This is a genomic window from Cellulosimicrobium composti (assembly GCF_010287905.1).
Lineage (GTDB): Bacteria > Actinomycetota > Actinomycetes > Actinomycetales > Cellulomonadaceae > Cellulosimicrobium > Cellulosimicrobium composti.
Map to the genome: position 1 here is coordinate 21307 of NZ_JAAFAN010000029.1, position 15271 is coordinate 36577.

The window sequence follows — 15271 nt, forward strand, 5'->3', positions numbered from 1 at the left end:
GCGGACCGGGCATGAGGACGACGGACCCCCTGCGGCGGCTGCGCGCCGTCGACCGGCGGCACCCCCTGTGGTGCGACGGCGCGCTGGCCGCGCTCGTCGCGGCCGTCTCGCTCCAGGCCGGTCCGCGCCTCGGCCCGGGCGGGCTGGTCGTCCTCGTCGCGGTCCACGCCGCGGTCGTGGTCCGCCGCCGCCGTCCGCTCGCAGCCCTCGCCGCCGCCGTCGCGGGCGTCGTCCTCGCCGCGGTCGGCGCGCTCGTGACCGGCACGCCGCCGCCGTGGACGTACCTCGCGACGTGGGTCCTGCTCTATACGGTCGCGCTCCACGACGGCCGCCGTCGTGCGGTCGTCACGACGGTCGCCGCCGTCCCGGTGCTGGCGGCGGTCGCGCTGCTCGCCCCGCCGAGCGCCGGCCCCGTCGCGCCGGGCGAGCGCCTGACGCTCGTCGTCGCGGTGGCCGGGACGAGCTCCGCCGCCCTGCTGCTCGGCCTGCAGGTCCGGGCCCGTCGGCAGCGCGTCGCGGCCGAGCAGAGCCAGATCGCGCACGCCGCGGCCGTCGCCGAGCGCGCGCGCATCGCCCACGAGATGCACGACGTCATCGGGCACAACCTGTCCCTGGTCGCGTCGCTGGCCGCGGGCGGCGGGGTGGCCGTGCGCACCTCCCCGGACGACGCCGTCCGCGCGTTCGCCGCCATCTCCGAGGTGAGCCGCGAGTCGGTGCGGGAGGTCCGCCGGGTGCTGCGCGTGCTGCGCCACGACGCGAGCGACGACGGCGCGCCCCTGCGGCCGCAGCCCGGCCTGGACGACCTCCCGGCGCTCGCGGAGTCCGTGCGCGCCGCGGGCACCGACGTGACGTTGCGCCGGTCCGGGGACCTGCGCGGCCTGGACGCCGGCCGGCAGCTCGTCGTCTACCGGGTCGTGCAGGAGTCGCTGACGAACGCGCTCCGGCACGCCGGCCCGCACGCCCGGGCGCTCGTGTCGGTCGTCCGGGAGCCGGGCGCCGTCGTGGTGACGGTGACCGACACCGGTGGGGGCGCGGGCGTCGTGAACGCGGCCGGGCACGGGATCGCCGGCATGCGGGAGCGCGTCGAGGCGTACGGCGGGGAGCTCGACGCGGGGCCCGCGGGCGACGGGTGGCGCGTGCGGGCGCGCGTCCCCGCGCGCGACGTCGCCGCGGAGGGGAGGCATCGATGACGGAGGAGACGCCGACGACGAGGGTGCTCGTGGCGGACGACCAGCCGCTGCAGCGCACGGGCATGCGCCTGTTCCTGGGTGGTCAGCCCGACCTGGAGGTGGTCGGCGAGGCGGCCGACGGCGGCGAGGCGGTCCGCCTGGCGCGCGAGCTGCGCCCCGACGTCGTGCTGATGGACGTCCGGATGCCGGGGCTCGACGGGATCGCGGCCACGCGGCTCGTCGTGGAGCGTGGCCCCGGACCGGAGCCGGGTCCGCGCGTGCTGCTGCTCACGACGTTCGACCTCGACGAGTACGTGCTGTCGGGGCTCGAGGCGGGGGCCAGCGGGTTCCTCACCAAGGACGCCGAGCCCGGCGACCTGCTCTCGGCGATCCGCGCCGTCGTCGCCGGGGACGCGGTCATCGCGCCCAGCGCGACGCGCCGCCTGCTGGACCGGCTGACCGGCTCCGCCGCGGCGGCCCGCGGCCCTGCGCCCGAGGCCGCGGTCGTCGCGCAGCTCACGCCGCGCGAGCGGGAGATCCTCGTCGCGATCGGGCAGGGCCTGACGAACGCGGAGATCGCGCGGCGGACGTTCCTCGCGGAGTCCACCGTGAAGAGCCACGTGGGCCGCCTCTTCCTGAAGATCGGCGCGCGCGACCGCGTGCAGGCAGTCATCGTCGCGTTCCGGGCAGGTCTCGTGGACGCCTGACCGCGGCGGCCGTCGTCAGCCCGACTCGGCGCGGCGCCCGGCCCGGAACGCGTCGATCGCGAGGCGGGCGAAGCGCCGGGCGGCGGCGTCCCGGTCCTGCGGGCCCACGGCCGCGAGCCCGCGGCCCGCGAGGAGCACGAGCACGAGGTCGTCGACCCGGAAGTCGGGGCGCAGGCGGCCGGCGCGCCGGGCGCGGTCGGCGAGCCGGGACACCATCCGCAGGAGCTCGCGCCGGTGCTCCGCGAGGGTGCCGTCCGCGGCGCTCGCCGCCGTGAGGGCGTCCACGGACGCGCGGGTGCGGGCGTTCCTCGCCGTGAGCCGCTCGACCACCGACGTGAAGCCGTGCCAGGGGTCGGGGTCCGCGCACCCCTCGACGACGATCTCCCGGCAGGCGCGCAGCTCCTCGCCGAACACCTCGTCCAGCACGGCCTGCTTGGTGGGGAAGCGCCGGTAGAGCGTCGCCGGGCCGACGTGGGCGCGCCGGGCGATGTCGCGCATCCCCACGTCCGTGCCGCGCTCGGCGAGGAGCGTGCGCGCCGCGGCCAGGATCCTGTCGCGGTTCTCCTGCGCGTCCGCGCGCAACCGGGTCGGGTCGCCGGGCATGTGTCTCACTTCCCTCCAAACGGACGCAGGCGTCCACTACCGTCCGAAGCGTACCGGCCACGACGACGAGAAGGAGACGAACGGTGCGTGCGGTGACGATCCGGGAGCTCGGCGACCCCAGCGGGATGGAGGTGGTCGACCTCCCCGTCCCGGTCCCCGGGGCCGGGCAGGTGGCGCTGCGGACGGAGGCGGTCGGCGTCGGCGGCGTCGACGCGGCCCTGCGCCGCGGCACGCTGGGCGTGGGGCTCGCGCCCGGCTACGTCCCCGGCAGCGAGGTGGCCGGGACCGTGACCGCGGTCGGGCCCGGCGTCGACCCGTCGTGGCGGGGTCGGCGGGTGTGGGCCTTCACGGGCACCGGCGGTGCGTACGCGGAGCACGTCGTCGCCCGGGTCGAGGACGTCACGCCGCTCCCCGAGGGCCTGTCGTCCGTCGACGCCGTGACGCTGGGCAGCGCCGCGACCGTCGCGCACTTCGCGCTCGCCCACGCGCACCTGCGCGCGGGCGAGTCGGTCCTCGTGCGCGGCGCCACGGGGAGCATCGGCATCGCCGCGGTCGAGCTCGCGGTCCGCGCCGGGGCCGGCGCCGTCGCCGTCACGACGCGGTCGAGCGAGCGCGGCGAGCGGCTGCGCGGGTTCGGGGCCACCCACGTGCTGGACCGCGCCGGGGCGGGGGACCCGGACGCGCCGGAGGCGTTCGACGTGATCGTCGACGTCGTCGGCGGCGCGGACGTCCCCGTCTTCCTCGACCGCCTCGCCCCGAACGGGCGCCTGGTCATGGTCGGCGCGGTCGCGGGGTTCCCGCCCGACGACTTCGGCGCGGCGCTCGTGCGCGCGTTCCAGCAGTCCCGGTCGTTCGCGACCTTCAGCCTGGCGACCGTCCCGGTCGCCGAGCGCGACGCCGCGCGCGCGGACCTGCTCGACGCGGCCGTCCGGCGCGAGATCTCGCCCGTGGTCCACGCGGTCCTCCCGCTGGAGGGGGCCGCGGAGGCGCACCGGCAGATGGATCGCGGCGCCGTCTTCGGCCGGATCGTGCTGCGCCCGTAGGCGCGCGGCGGCACAGGCCACCACGGACGGCGAGAGCCCCGCACCGGACCGGTGCGGGGCTCTCGCTTGCTGAGCGGGTGACGGGAATCGAACCCGCGCTGTCAGCTTGGGAAGCTGAAGTTCTACCATTGAACTACACCCGCGTGGCGCTGGTGGCGTCCGCCCCGGAGCCTCTGGGAGGATCCTCGGCGAACCAGCGCGCGCCCCGATCATAGCGGACGTCGCCGGTGACGCCAGAACCCGACCCACGTCCCGTCCGCGCCACCGCGGCGCGCCGCCCGAGGAGCCGCCTTGTCCGAGAACCCGTACCAGCAGCAGCCCGACCCGTCGCAGGGCTACCCGGCCTCCGGGGACGCCGCACCGGCGTCGGGCGCCGCGCCGGGCCCCGACCCGCAGCAGGCCCCGTACGGGGAGGCGTACGGCCAGCAGCCGTACGGGACCCCGGGCCCGCAGCCGGGCTACGGCGAGGCGCCGCAGGGCGCGGCGTACGGCACGCCCGCGCAGGGCTACCCGCAGCAGGGGTACGCGCAGCCGGGCTACGGCCAGCCCGGCCCGTACGGCCAGCCCGGCCCGTACGGCCAGCCCGGCGTGGACCCCGCGTACGACCCGCAGGCGAAGTCCCGCCTCGCCGCCGGTCTGCTCGGCATCCTCGTGGGCAGCCTCGGCATCCACCGGTTCTACCTGGGCTACACCGGCATCGGCCTGGCGATGCTCCTCGTCTCGGTGCTGTCGCTCGGCTTCCTCGCGCCGATCGTCGGGATCTGGGGCCTCGTGGAGGGCATCCTCTACCTGACCTCGAAGTCCGGCTACTACTCCGTCGACTCGACGGGCCGCCCGCTGCGCGCCTGACCTCCGGCGGGACCGGGGTCGCGCGTCGTCGAGCCGTCCGGGCCGACGCGCGGCCCCGCCCGGGCGTCGCGCGACCACGCTCCGGAGGCCGGTCCGGGGGAGCGCCGGCGTCGGCTAGCGTGGGCCCGTGCTGCTCTCCGACCGCGACATCCGGGCCGAGCTCGACGCCGGCCGCGTCCAGCTCGAGCCGTACGACCCGTCGATGCTCCAGCCGTCGAGCATCGACGTGCGCCTCGACCGGTTCTTCCGGCTGTTCGACAACCACAAGTACCCGTTCATCGACCCGTCGCAGGACCAGCCGGACCTCACGCGGCTCGTCGAGGTGGACCCCGCGGAGCCGTTCGTGCTGCACCCGGGCGAGTTCGTCCTCGGGTCCACGTACGAGACGGTGACGCTGCCCGACGATGTCGCGGCGCGCCTCGAGGGCAAGTCGAGCCTCGGCCGCCTGGGCCTCCTCACGCACTCCACGGCGGGCTTCATCGACCCGGGCTTCTCCGGGCACGTGACGCTCGAGCTGAGCAACGTCGCGACCCTGCCCATCACGCTGTGGCCGGGCATGAAGATCGGGCAGCTCTGCTTCTTCCGTCTCTCCTCGCCCGCGGAGAACCCCTACGGGTCGAGCGTCTACGGTTCGCGCTACCAGGGCCAGCGCGGCCCGACGGCGTCCCGGTCGTGGCAGAGCTTCCACCGCACCGAGGTCTGAGCGCCGCGCGTCGCGTCGGACGCCGGACGACCCCGCCGACCCCCAGGACCGGAGGACCGCACCGCATGAGCCCGCTCCCGACCCTGCCGCACCCGGACGGGTCCGGCGCCGCGCAGCAGTACCAGGCGCGTCACCTCCTGGGGCTCCCGGCCGACGTCCTCGTGGACGAGGTCGAGACGCTCGCGCTCTCGCGCTTCGCGGGGGCGCGCTGGGACGTCGCGCCCGAGGGGACCGAGCCGCTCGTCCCGCCCGCGCGCACCGCGGGCGCCGGGGAGCCGGGCGTGCTGCGCACGTCCCGCCACACGGTCCTCACGGGCCCGTACGCCGCGACCGGTGCGGGGCTGCCGCCGGGCACGACGCTCGTGTTCGACGTCGTGTGCCCGCGCGAGCGCGGCGACGTCCCGTACCCCGGCGGTGGCGACCGCGACGGCGTCGGGCGCGCGTTCCCGGGCGGGCTGCCCGTGCGCGAGGAGGAGCGTGTCGTCGCGTTCCTCGTCGCGGCCGCGCGCCGGCTCGGCGGGTCGGTGCGCACCGACGTCGGCAACCCGGCGGCGCCGGGCGTCGTCCTGACCCCGGACCCGGGCGTCGCGGTCGACATGACGCTGTACTCGGACGTGTGGCTGGACCCGAACGCGGCGCTCGCGCTCGTGGCCCGGCTGCACCCCCGCACGCGGCTCGCGACCGAGGGGAAGTCGTACGGCGGCCCGCCGAAGGGCATCGCGGAGCTCCCGCTCTACCCCGGCGAGAAGATGGACCCCGCTCTGCGCCGCGCGATCCACGCCGCCGCGGACGACGTGGACATCAAGGCCCTGACGACGGGCGCCGTCCTCGACGGGTACGGGCTGCTGCTCGACCTCGGCATGGACGGCCTCGTGGCGGTCGAGGTCGGCGGCGAGGAGGCGCTGCCGCTCCTGCTGCGCGGCCTGCCGTGGACGGCGGACGGCGCGGTGAGCTACCGCGTGCGGTGGGAGCCGCACGACCTCGTGGAGTCGCAGCGCGAGCAGCCGTCGTTCGAGCACCAGGTCGCGCGCAAGCGCGCGGCGCAGGTCGTCGCGCAGGTCGCGCGCACGCTCTACGACGCGGTCGGCGGCGAGATCGCCGACGAGGCGGACTTCCTCGTCGACCCCGAGGATCTGTGACGACGGACTGAGGAATCGGTCACGGTCCGGGCAGGGGGACCGGGGCACGGCTGAGCAGTCGGTAAAATGGTTCTCGGCCCGGTCTCGCCGGCGCCGTGCGCTGTCGTGCCCCGGGGTCCCTCGGGGTGCGACGATGACAAGTCCAGCAGGAACTCGCCCACCCGCCCCCGACCCGGACGGAGCGGCCCGTGCTCTACGTGCTCGTTGCCCATCTCGTGATGGCACTGGGCGCGCCCGCACTCGTCTCGCTCCTCGGTCGCCGGGCGTTCCTCGTGATGGCGCTCGCACCGGCGTCGGCCGCGGCGTACGCGCTGGCCTGGACCGAGCGCGTCATGGACGGCGAGCACCCGACCCAGGTCGTCGAGTGGGTGCCGGGCCTGGGGCTCGAGCTCGCGTTCCGCATGGACACCCTGTCGTGGCTCATGCTCCTGCTGGTCGGCGGGGTCGGCGCGCTCGTCCTCGTCTACTGCTCGGCGTACTTCTCGCCCACGGCGCAGGGCCTGCGCCGGTTCGGCGGCGTGCTGACGGCCTTCGCGGGCGCGATGGTCGGCCTCGTCACCGCGGACGACATGCTGCTCCTGTTCGTCTTCTGGGAGCTCACGACCGTCTTCTCCTACCTCCTCATCGGGCACTACGCGGACCGCAAGGCGAGCCGCCGCGCGGCCATGCAGGCCATCGTCGTGACGACGGCGGGCGGCCTCGCGATGCTCGTCGGGGTCGTGGTGCTCGGGGTCCAGGGCGGCACGTTCCGGGTCTCGGAGATCGTCGCGGACCCGCCCGCGGGCGGCGCGGTGACGGCCGCGATCGTGTGCCTCCTCGTGGGCGCGGCGAGCAAGTCCGCGCTCATCCCGCTGCACTTCTGGCTGCCCGCGGCGATGGCCGCCCCGACGCCGGTGAGCGCGTACCTGCACGCGGCCGCGATGGTCAAGGCCGGCGTCTACCTCGTCGCGCGCTTCGCCCCGGCGTACTCCGAGACGACGGTGTGGCGGTCGCTGGTCATCGCGCTCGGCGCGGGCACGCTCCTCGTGGGCGGCTACCGCGCGCTGCGCCAGTACGACCTCAAGCTCGTCCTCGCGTTCGGCACCGTGAGCCAGCTCGGCCTCATCATCCTGCTCGTGGGCCTGGGCACGCGCGGGGCCGCGCTCGCCGGCCTCGCGATGATCGGCGCGCACGCCATGTTCAAGGCGTCGCTGTTCCTCGTGGTCGGCGTGGTCGACGCCGCGGCCGGGACGCGCGACCTGCGCCGCCTCACGGGCGTGGGCCGGGCGCTGCCGTGGACGGCGGTCGCGGGCGGGCTCGCGACGGCGTCGATGATCGGCCTGCCCCCGTTCGCGGGGTACGTCGCGAAGGAGGCGGGCCTCGAGTCCCTCCTGCACGGCGAGGGCCCGGTCTGGGTCGACACGGTGGTCCTGTGGTCCGTCGTCGTGGGGTCCATGTTCACCGTCGCGTACGGCCTGCGCTTCTGGTGGGGCGCGTTCGCGTCGAAGCCGCACCTCGGCGCACCTCCCGCGCGCGCCAACGCGCACCAGGACCTGCGGGCGGTGGTCGCCCGCCGCCCGGTGGTCGAGGCCGAGGAGCCGCCGATCGACCCGGCGCGCATCCACCGCCAGCCGTTCCTGCTCGTCGGCCCGGCCGTGGTGCTCGCGGTCCTCGGGCTCGCGACGGCCCTCGTGCCGCACTTCGGCGAGGAGCTCCTCGCGCCGTACGCCGACACGTACCCGGTCGGCGAGCCCGGCCACCTCGTGCTGTGGGCCGGTCTCACGCCCGCGCTCGCGCTGACCGTCCTCGTGCTCGTCGTGGGCGTCGCGCTGTTCTGGCAGCGCGCGCGGGTCGAGCGGTTCCAGGCGTCGCTGTGGACGGGGCCCGAGGCGGACGTCACCTACCGCCGCATCATGCGCAAGCTCGACGACGCCGCTGCCGACGTCACCGCCGTCACGCAGCGTGGCTCGCTCCCGTTCTACCTCGGCGCGATCCTCGTGGTCCTCGTGCTCGGGCCCGGCGCGGTCATGGTCGCGCAGACGGCGTGGCCCGAGCAGCTCAAGGCCTGGGACCGCCCCGCGCAGCTCGTCGCGGTCGCCGCGATCTGCGTCGCGTCGGTGCTCGCCGCGCGCTCGCGCCGGCGGCTCAAGGCCGTGATCCTCGTCGGCATCGCGGGGTACGGCAACGCCGTGCTCTTCCTCCTGCACGGCGCGCCCGACCTCGCGCTCACCCAGGTCCTCGTCGAGACCATCACGCTCGTCGTCATGGTCCTCGTGCTGCGCCGCCTGCCCGCGTACTTCTCGAACCGGCCGCTCGCCGCGAGCCGGTGGGTGCGGCTCGGCGTGGGCCTCGCGGTCGCCGTCGTCATGATGGGCTTCGCCGTCGTCGCGCCGCTCGCGCGCGTCGCGACGCCGATCTCCGTCGACTTCCCGGCCGAGGCGTACGAGTACGGCCACGGCAAGAACATCGTCAACGTGACCCTCGTGGACATCCGTGCGTGGGACACGATGGGCGAGATCTCCGTGCTGCTCGCGGCCGCGACGGGCGTCGCGTCGCTCGTGTTCCTGCGCACGCGCAGCGGCGAGATCCTGCGGGCCTCGGGCGCGCGGCCCGTGACGACGGCCGCGGGGTCCGGCGTGTGGAGCGAGGGCGAGGACCCGGGGGCGGCGCTGCGCCGTCGCGGCGTCACGGAGCAGGACCAGCCGCGCATGCTCGTGTGGCTGAGCGCCGGGCGCACGCTCGCACCGCAGAGACGCTCGGTGATCTTCGAGGTCGTCACGCGCGTGCTGTTCCACGCGATGATCGTGTTCGCGCTCTTCCTGCTGTTCTCCGGGCACAACGCCCCCGGCGGCGGCTTCGCGGCCGGGCTCGTGGTGGGCATCGCGCTCATCGTGCGCTACCTCGCGGGCGGGCGGTACGAGCTCGGGGAGGCGGCACCTGTGCACCCCGGTCTGCTCCTGGGCACGGGCCTGTTCCTGTCCGCGGGCGTGGGCCTCGTCGCGTTCCTCCTCACCGGCAACGTGCTCGGCAGCGACGCGTACGACATCGCGCTCCCGCTCGTCGGCGAGATCCACCTCGTCACGTCGCTGTTCTTCGACGTGGGCGTGTTCCTCGTCGTCGTCGGGCTCGTCCTCGACATCCTGCGCACCCTCGGGGCGGAGATCGACCGGCACGCCGAGCGCGCCGCGGCCGGCCGCGAGCCGGGCGAGGACACGGGGCCGTTCGAGGCCATGGAGCCCGACGCGATCGGGGGTGGCCGCCGGTGAGCGTCATCGACACGACCCCGAGCGTCGTCCTGGTCCTCGCGATCGGCGTGCTCTTCGCCGCGGGCGTCTACCTGCTGCTCGAGCGCAGCCTCACGCGCGTGCTGCTGGGGTTCATCCTCATGGGCAACGGCGCGAACCTGCTCTTCCTCGTCGCCGGCGGCCGCGCGGGCGGGGCGCCGATCATCGGGGAGACGCCCGAGGGGGAGATGAGCGACCCCCTGGTCCAGGCCATGGTCCTCACCGCCATCGTCATCACGCTCGGGATCACGGCGTTCGTGCTCGCGATGGCGTACCGGTCGTGGCAGCTCCACGGCCACGACGAGGTGCAGGACGACCTGGAGGACCGCCGCGTCGCGCGGCACGCCGCGCGCAACGCCCCGGCGTTCGAGGACGCGGACACGGAGGAGAGCGGCGCGAGCCTGGACGACGAGGCCGCCGAGGTCCGCGACGAGACGGACGGCGACGGCGACGGGGTCACCGACGGTCAGGAACCGGACGCGACCGCGGACGGTCCCGCCGGCGCACCGGCACCCGACGCACGACCTGACGACCGACGACCGCGCGACGGGAAGGAGCCGCGATGACCCTCACCGCCGCGGCCCTCGTCCCGCTGCCCGTCGTCCTCCCGCTCGTCGCGGCGGGCCTCGCGCTCGCGCTGTGGCGGCACCCGCGCGCGCAGCGGCTCATCACCGTCGCAGCGCTCGCGCTCGTGCTCGCGGCGGCCGTCGGCCTGCTGGTCGCGGCCGACTCCGGGCCGATCGTCGTGGACGTCGGCGGGTGGGCCGCGCCGGTCGGCATCGACCTGGTCGCGGACCGGCTGTCGGCGCTCATGCTCGTCGTGTCGAGCTTCGTCATGCTGTGCGTCCTGCTCTACTCGCTCGCGCAGGGCGTCGCGGACGGCGACGAGGAGGCGCCGGTCGCGATCTACCACCCGACGTTCATGGTGCTCGCGGCGGGCGTGTTCAACGCGTTCCTCTCGGGCGACCTGTTCAACCTCTACGTCGGGTTCGAGATCTTCCTCGCGGCGAGCTACGTGCTCCTCACGCTCGGCGGCACGGGCGAGCGCATCCGCGCCGGGTCGATCTACGTCGTCGTCGCGCTGCTGTCCTCGATCGTCTTCCTCGTCGCGATCGCGCTGACCTACGCGGCGACGGGCACGGTCAACCTCGCGCAGCTCTCGGAGCGCTACGCCGAGATCGAGCCCGGCATGGCGCTGACGATCCAGCTCCTGCTGCTGCTCGCGTTCGGCATCAAGGCGGCCATCTTCCCGCTGTCCGCGTGGCTGCCCGACTCCTACCCGACGGCGCCCGCACCCGTCACGGCCGTGTTCGCGGGCCTGCTCACCAAGGTCGGCGTCTACGCGATCATCCGCACGCAGACGCTGCTCTTCCCCGAGGGCAGCGTGGTCGACGACGTCCTCATGTGGCTCGCGCTGCTGACCATGGTCGTCGGGATCCTCGGCGCCGTCGCGCAGAACGACATCAAGCGTCTGCTGTCGTTCACGCTCGTGAGCCACATCGGCTACATGATCTTCGGCATCGCGCTCGCGTCGGAGCCCGGCATGGCCGCCGCCATCTTCTACGTGGTGCACCACATCACGGTCCAGACGACGCTGTTCCTCGTCGTCGGCCTCGTGGAGCGCCGCGGCGGGTCGACGTCGCTCGACCGGCTGGGCGGTCTCGCCAGGCTCGCGCCGGGCCTCGCGATCCTGTTCTTCATCCCCGCGATGAACCTCGCGGGCATCCCGCCGCTGTCCGGGTTCCTCGGCAAGGTCGGTCTGCTCGAGGAGGGCGTCGCGCAGGGCACGCCGCTGACGTGGGCGCTGGTCGTCGGCTCGGTCGTCACGTCCCTGCTGACGCTCTACGCGATCGTCAAGGCGTGGAACAAGGCGTTCTGGCAGACGGCGCCCGTCGAGATCCCGGCCGACGCGCGGCTCCCGCGCGGCATGGTCGGGCCGGCGACGGCGCTCGTCGCGTTCGGCCTCGCCCTCACCGTGGTGGCGGGCCCGCTCTACGCGTACACCGAGCGCGCGGCCACGACGCTGCTCGACGGCCACACGTACGTGGACGCGGTCTTCCCGGGTGACTCCGACCGGGGGCAGGGCGAGTCGAACGAGGTCGCGGAGGACGAGACCGGCACCGAGCCCGTCACGGGAGGTGAGGACGGATGAGCCTGCACCGCCGCCGTCGCGCCCTCGCGTCCGGGTGGTTCGCGCGCGTCACGACGCAGTGGCGCACCATCCTGTGGCTCACCGCCGTCTGGGTCATGCTCTGGGGCGACCTGTCGTGGGGCAACGTCCTCGCGGGCGTGGTCATCGGCTCCGCGGTCATCACGTTCTTCCCGCTGCCGTCGATCGCGGCGCGGGGCAAGCTCCGGCCGTGGCCGTTCCTCGTGCTCGTCGGGCGCTTCGTGTCCGACCTCGTGGTCGCCTCGTTCCAGGTGAGCCTGCTCGCGCTCAACCCGCGGCACACGCCGCGCGGGGCGGTCGTGGGCGTCCGGCTGCGGAACCCGTCGGACATCTACCTCACCATCACGGCCGAGCTCTCGTCGCTCGTGCCCGGGTCGATCGTCGTCGAGGCGCACCGCCTCACGGGCATGCTCTACCTGCACGTGCTCGACGTCGAGACGGCGGGCGGGGTCGAGCAGGTCCGGCAGGACACGCTCGCGCTCGAGGCGCGCGTGCTGCGCGCGCTCGCGTCGAACGACGAGCTGCGCGCGGCGGGGCTGTACCACGTCGAGCCCGCGCGAGAGGCGGCCGAGGCATGACCGACACCGTGTACCTCGTCATCGTCGTGGCGTGCGCTTTGCTTCTCGCGGTCGGGGCGACGCTCGCGATCGTGCGCGCCGAGCGCGGCCCGTCGATGCTCGACCGCACCATCGCGCTCGACGTCTTCACGACGACGCTCGTCGGGGCGATCGCGCTCGAGGCCGCGTTCTCGCGGCGCACGGACACCATCCCGATCCTCGTCGTCCTCTCGCTCGTCGGGTTCGTGGGGTCGGTGACGATCGCGCGGTTCGCCTCGGTCGAGCCCGAGGACGAGGGGCGCATCCGCACGGCCGAGGAGATCGCCGCCGAGGACGCGGCCCGCCGCGAGGCCGAGGAGAGCGAGCGGGACGCGGCCGTGGACGCGGAGCACCACGGCGGGGCTCCCGAGGGGGAGGTGCGCTGATGGACCCGAGCACCGGCCTGTGGGACACGGTGGCCGACGTCGTCTCGGCCCTGCTGCTGCTGTGCGGCGCGTTCCTTGCGTTCGCCGCGGGCGTGGGCGTCGTGCGCTTCCCCGACCTCCTGGCCCGCATGCACGCCGCGACGAAGCCTCAGGTGCTCGGGCTCATCCTCGTGCTCGCGGGACTGAGCCTGCGGCTGCGCTCGTGGGGCGCCGTCGCGACGCTCTTCCTCGTCGTCGTCTTCCAGCTCCTCACGTCGCCCGTGGCCGCGCACATGGTGGGCCGCGCGGGGTACCGGACCGGGAAGGTGCGGACCGACCTGCTCGTGGTCGACGAGCTGACGCGCGACCAGGAAGCGGCCGAGCGCGAGGACGTGGGCGAGCACGAGCAGCCCGCCGGTCCCGCTGAGCCGGGCGCCCGTGGCGACGTCGACCTCGCCGACACGGGCGACGCCACCCCGGGCGAGGCGGACGCCGGCGACCCGGGCGTCGTCGGCGACACCGGCTCGGGCGAGCCCGACGACGCGGCAGACCCCGAGCGCTGACGTCTCGCACGCGCCGCGGCCGTTGCGCGCGCGGGCCGTGCGGCGTGCTGGTAGACCGGCAGCATGGCCGACGCCACCCCGCCGCAGCCGGAGTCGCGCAACCCGCGCGTCGCGCAGCCGGAGGACGGCGGCGAGAGCACCGTCACCGTCGTCGTCGCGTTCGTCGCGAACGCGCTCGTCGCGGTCGCCAAGACCGCCGCGGCGACGATCACCGGCTCGGCCTCGATGCTCGCCGAGGCGGTGCACTCGTGGGCGGACACCGGCAACGAGGTGTTCCTCCTCGTCGCGGACCGCCGCTCGCGGCGCCCCGCCGACGCGGCGCACCCGTTGGGGTTCGGGCGCGAGGCGTACGTGTGGTCGATGTTCGCCGCGATCGGGCTGTTCGCCGTGGGCGCGGGGGTGTCGATCACGCACGGCGTGCAGGAGCTCGTCCACCCCGAGCCGGCCGGCAGCTACGGCGTCGCGTACGTGGTCCTCGCGGTCGCCTTCGTCCTGGAGGGCGTGTCGTTCCTCCGCGCGCGCCGCCAGGCCCGCGACGAGGCGCGAGCCGCGGACCGGGACACGCTGCACCACGTCCTCGTGACGTCCGACCCGACGCTGCGCGCGGTGTACGCGGAGGACGCGGCGGCGCTGGTCGGCCTCGTCGTCGCGTTCGGCGGGGTGCTCGCGCACCAGCTCACCGGGTCGCCCGTCCCGGACGCGATCGGCTCGATCGTCGTCGGTGTCGTGCTCGCGGTCGTGTCCGTGGTCCTCATCGACCGCAACCGTCGCTTCCTCGTCGGCGAGGCCGCGATGCCGGGGACGCGCGCGGCGGTGCTGCAGGGCATCCGCGACATGCCGGAGGTCGATCGGGTCACGTACCTGCGCCTCGAGTACGTGGGTCCGCGCGCGCTGTACCTCGTGGCGAGCGTGGACCTGCGCGGCGACGAGTCGGAGACGTCGGTCGCCCGCCGCCTCGACGACCTCGAGCGGCGCGCGACCGCGGTGCCGGTCATCGTCGGCGCGGTGTTCACGGTCTCGGCGCCGGAGGAACCCTCGATCTCCTGATCATCGGGCGGATCGGACGAAGCGGTACACATCCGTCGCCCGGGTCGGTAGGGTCGAGCGATGTCCTCGCAGCCCACGCCCCGGCACCGGGCCGCAGCGCCCGCCCCGACCACGTCCGGCGCGGCTGCCGCGCCGGCTCGCCCCACGTCGACGACCCGACGGGCGGGTGGGCCGTTCGCGCGGCACCTGCGCTCCGGCCCGCGCGCCGCGGTGACGGGCGGCGTCGTCGCGGCGCTGCTGCTCGGCCCGCCGCTCGGCCTGACCGCGGCGACGATGACGGGTGCGGTGCGGCCCGAGCACGTCGGTCCGCTCGGGCCGGTCGTCGCGGCCCTCCCGTGGCACGAGGCCGACGCGCAGACGTGGCTCGACGGGCGCGACCCGCGCGACGACCGCGCGTCGCGCACGCTCGCCCACGGCCGCGACGAGGATGCGCTGGGCCCGGTCGACGTCCCGTCGCCGGACGGGACTCCGACGCCCGGCGACGAGACCCCCGCGCCCGACGACCCCACCGACCCCGCCGCCGACGCGCGGGACGACGCGGCCGGGACCCCGCCCGCCGAGGACGCGACCGACCCCGTGCCGTCCGCGGAGCCCGCGGACGCTCCGGACGACGCCGCGCCGAGCACGGCGCCGGCTCCTGAGCGGCCCGCTCCCCGGGCGGGTGCGACGCGGACGACGACCGCCGCGGCCACCGAGGCCGACGCCGTCGTCGCGCTGACGAACGCCGAGCGCGCCGCTGCGGGGTGCGCCCCGCTCGCCCTGGACGACCGGCTCGTCGCCGCGGCGCAGCTGCACAGCGAGGACATGGCGGCGAACGACTACATGGACCACACGAGCCTCGACGGGCGGTCCCCGTGGGACCGCGCGAAGGCCCAGGGCTACCCGAACCCCGGCGCGGAGAACGTCGCGAAGGGGTACCGCACCGCCGAGGACGTCGTGCGGGCGTGGATGGACTCACCGGGCCACCGCGCGAACATCCTCAGCTGCGACCTGCGGGAGATCGGCGTCGGGCACGCCGACGGCGCGTGGACGCAGCTCTTCGGCTGGGGATGAC

The 15271-nt window shown here is 75.3% G+C and carries 15 protein-coding genes and 1 tRNA gene; 14 read left to right on the plus strand and 2 right to left on the minus strand.

The window, feature by feature from the left end; genetic code table 11:
- The first annotated feature begins 11 nt into the window (after positions 1 to 11).
- Both GYH36_RS10140 and GYH36_RS10145 read left to right on the plus strand, forming a co-directional pair.
- Positions 12 to 1190 (plus strand): sensor histidine kinase, encoded by a 1179-nt coding sequence (locus GYH36_RS10140; protein WP_115941817.1) that lies wholly within the window; start codon positions 12 to 14, stop codon positions 1188 to 1190.
- Entirely contained in the window at positions 1187 to 1876 is a 690-nt protein-coding gene (locus GYH36_RS10145; protein ID WP_115941818.1) for a response regulator, read from the plus strand. The genes GYH36_RS10140 and GYH36_RS10145 overlap by 4 nt, the downstream gene beginning before the upstream one ends.
- 15 nt (positions 1877 to 1891) lie before the next feature.
- Here the strand turns inward: GYH36_RS10145 and GYH36_RS10150 are convergent, their stop codons facing one another.
- Positions 1892 to 2479 (minus strand): TetR/AcrR family transcriptional regulator, encoded by a 588-nt coding sequence (locus GYH36_RS10150; protein WP_115941819.1) that lies wholly within the window; start codon positions 2477 to 2479, stop codon positions 1892 to 1894.
- A gap of 92 nt (positions 2480 to 2571) precedes the next feature.
- Here GYH36_RS10150 and GYH36_RS10155 point away from each other — a divergent pair, with 92 nt between their 5' ends.
- Positions 2572 to 3522, plus strand: coding sequence for a zinc-binding dehydrogenase (locus tag GYH36_RS10155; protein WP_312028587.1), 951 nt, complete (start codon positions 2572 to 2574; stop codon positions 3520 to 3522).
- A gap of 72 nt (positions 3523 to 3594) precedes the next feature.
- Here GYH36_RS10155 and GYH36_RS10160 read toward each other — a convergent pair.
- Positions 3595 to 3665: transfer RNA gene (locus tag GYH36_RS10160), tRNA-Gly, on the minus strand.
- 148 nt (positions 3666 to 3813) lie between these two features.
- On the opposite strand from GYH36_RS10160, the gene GYH36_RS10165 reads away from it, so the two are divergent.
- The 11 genes from GYH36_RS10165 (at position 3814) to GYH36_RS10215 (ending at position 15270) form a co-directional block, all read left to right on the plus strand.
- On the plus strand, positions 3814 to 4371 hold the full coding sequence (locus tag GYH36_RS10165; protein ID WP_162289786.1) for a TM2 domain-containing protein: 558 nt from the start codon (positions 3814 to 3816) through the stop codon (positions 4369 to 4371).
- A gap of 127 nt (positions 4372 to 4498) precedes the next feature.
- The gene (gene dcd / locus GYH36_RS10170; protein WP_024839134.1) at positions 4499 to 5074 is read left to right on the plus strand and encodes a dCTP deaminase; all 576 of its coding nucleotides are present in this window, start codon (positions 4499 to 4501) and stop codon (positions 5072 to 5074) included.
- Between the two features lie 65 nt (positions 5075 to 5139).
- Positions 5140 to 6213, plus strand: coding sequence for a hypothetical protein (locus GYH36_RS10175; RefSeq protein ID WP_162289787.1), 1074 nt, complete (start codon positions 5140 to 5142; stop codon positions 6211 to 6213).
- 218 nt (positions 6214 to 6431) lie between these two features.
- The gene (locus GYH36_RS10180; RefSeq protein WP_155097991.1) at positions 6432 to 9458 is read left to right on the plus strand and encodes a Na+/H+ antiporter subunit A; all 3027 of its coding nucleotides are present in this window, start codon (positions 6432 to 6434) and stop codon (positions 9456 to 9458) included.
- Positions 9455 to 10042 (plus strand): Na(+)/H(+) antiporter subunit C, encoded by a 588-nt coding sequence (locus GYH36_RS10185; protein ID WP_162289788.1) that lies wholly within the window; start codon positions 9455 to 9457, stop codon positions 10040 to 10042. The genes GYH36_RS10180 and GYH36_RS10185 overlap by 4 nt, the downstream gene beginning before the upstream one ends.
- On the plus strand, positions 10039 to 11628 hold the full coding sequence (locus GYH36_RS10190) for a Na+/H+ antiporter subunit D (RefSeq protein WP_024839130.1): 1590 nt from the start codon (positions 10039 to 10041) through the stop codon (positions 11626 to 11628). The genes GYH36_RS10185 and GYH36_RS10190 overlap by 4 nt, the downstream gene beginning before the upstream one ends.
- Complete coding sequence (locus tag GYH36_RS10195) at positions 11625 to 12224, plus strand: Na+/H+ antiporter subunit E (protein WP_024839129.1); 600 nt, start codon at positions 11625 to 11627, stop codon at positions 12222 to 12224. The genes GYH36_RS10190 and GYH36_RS10195 overlap by 4 nt, the downstream gene beginning before the upstream one ends.
- Complete coding sequence (locus GYH36_RS10200; RefSeq protein WP_051471320.1) at positions 12221 to 12628, plus strand: MrpF/PhaF family protein; 408 nt, start codon at positions 12221 to 12223, stop codon at positions 12626 to 12628. The genes GYH36_RS10195 and GYH36_RS10200 overlap by 4 nt, the downstream gene beginning before the upstream one ends.
- Positions 12628 to 13170, plus strand: coding sequence for a monovalent cation/H(+) antiporter subunit G (mnhG, locus tag GYH36_RS19690; RefSeq protein WP_081772149.1), 543 nt, complete (start codon positions 12628 to 12630; stop codon positions 13168 to 13170). The genes GYH36_RS10200 and mnhG overlap by 1 nt, the downstream gene beginning before the upstream one ends.
- A 63-nt stretch (positions 13171 to 13233) precedes the next feature.
- The gene (locus tag GYH36_RS10210) at positions 13234 to 14217 is read left to right on the plus strand and encodes a cation diffusion facilitator family transporter (protein WP_162289789.1); all 984 of its coding nucleotides are present in this window, start codon (positions 13234 to 13236) and stop codon (positions 14215 to 14217) included.
- Between the two features lie 60 nt (positions 14218 to 14277).
- Positions 14278 to 15270: a CAP domain-containing protein gene (locus GYH36_RS10215; protein WP_203231749.1), complete on the plus strand. Its 993-nt coding sequence runs from the start codon at positions 14278 to 14280 to the stop codon at positions 15268 to 15270.
- Position 15271 lies beyond the last annotated feature (1 nt).

What these genes read in the sequence shown, in the direction of transcription:
- mnhG (WP_081772149.1), top strand. Translation starts at nt 12,628, where the DNA reads ATGGACCCGAGCACCGGCCTGTGGGACACGGTGGCCGACGTCGTCTCG.
- GYH36_RS10150 (WP_115941819.1), bottom strand. Translation starts at nt 2,479, where the DNA reads ATGCCCGGCGACCCGACCCGGTTGCGCGCGGACGCGCAGGAGAACCGC.
- GYH36_RS10175 (WP_162289787.1), top strand. Translation starts at nt 5,140, where the DNA reads ATGAGCCCGCTCCCGACCCTGCCGCACCCGGACGGGTCCGGCGCCGCG.
- GYH36_RS10210 (WP_162289789.1), top strand. Translation starts at nt 13,234, where the DNA reads ATGGCCGACGCCACCCCGCCGCAGCCGGAGTCGCGCAACCCGCGCGTC.
- GYH36_RS10180 (WP_155097991.1), top strand. Translation starts at nt 6,432, where the DNA reads ATGGCACTGGGCGCGCCCGCACTCGTCTCGCTCCTCGGTCGCCGGGCG.
- GYH36_RS10145 (WP_115941818.1), top strand. Translation starts at nt 1,187, where the DNA reads ATGACGGAGGAGACGCCGACGACGAGGGTGCTCGTGGCGGACGACCAG.
- GYH36_RS10215 (WP_203231749.1), top strand. Translation starts at nt 14,278, where the DNA reads ATGTCCTCGCAGCCCACGCCCCGGCACCGGGCCGCAGCGCCCGCCCCG.
- GYH36_RS10195 (WP_024839129.1), top strand. Translation starts at nt 11,625, where the DNA reads ATGAGCCTGCACCGCCGCCGTCGCGCCCTCGCGTCCGGGTGGTTCGCG.
- GYH36_RS10200 (WP_051471320.1), top strand. Translation starts at nt 12,221, where the DNA reads ATGACCGACACCGTGTACCTCGTCATCGTCGTGGCGTGCGCTTTGCTT.
- GYH36_RS10190 (WP_024839130.1), top strand. Translation starts at nt 10,039, where the DNA reads ATGACCCTCACCGCCGCGGCCCTCGTCCCGCTGCCCGTCGTCCTCCCG.
- GYH36_RS10140 (WP_115941817.1), top strand. Translation starts at nt 12, where the DNA reads ATGAGGACGACGGACCCCCTGCGGCGGCTGCGCGCCGTCGACCGGCGG.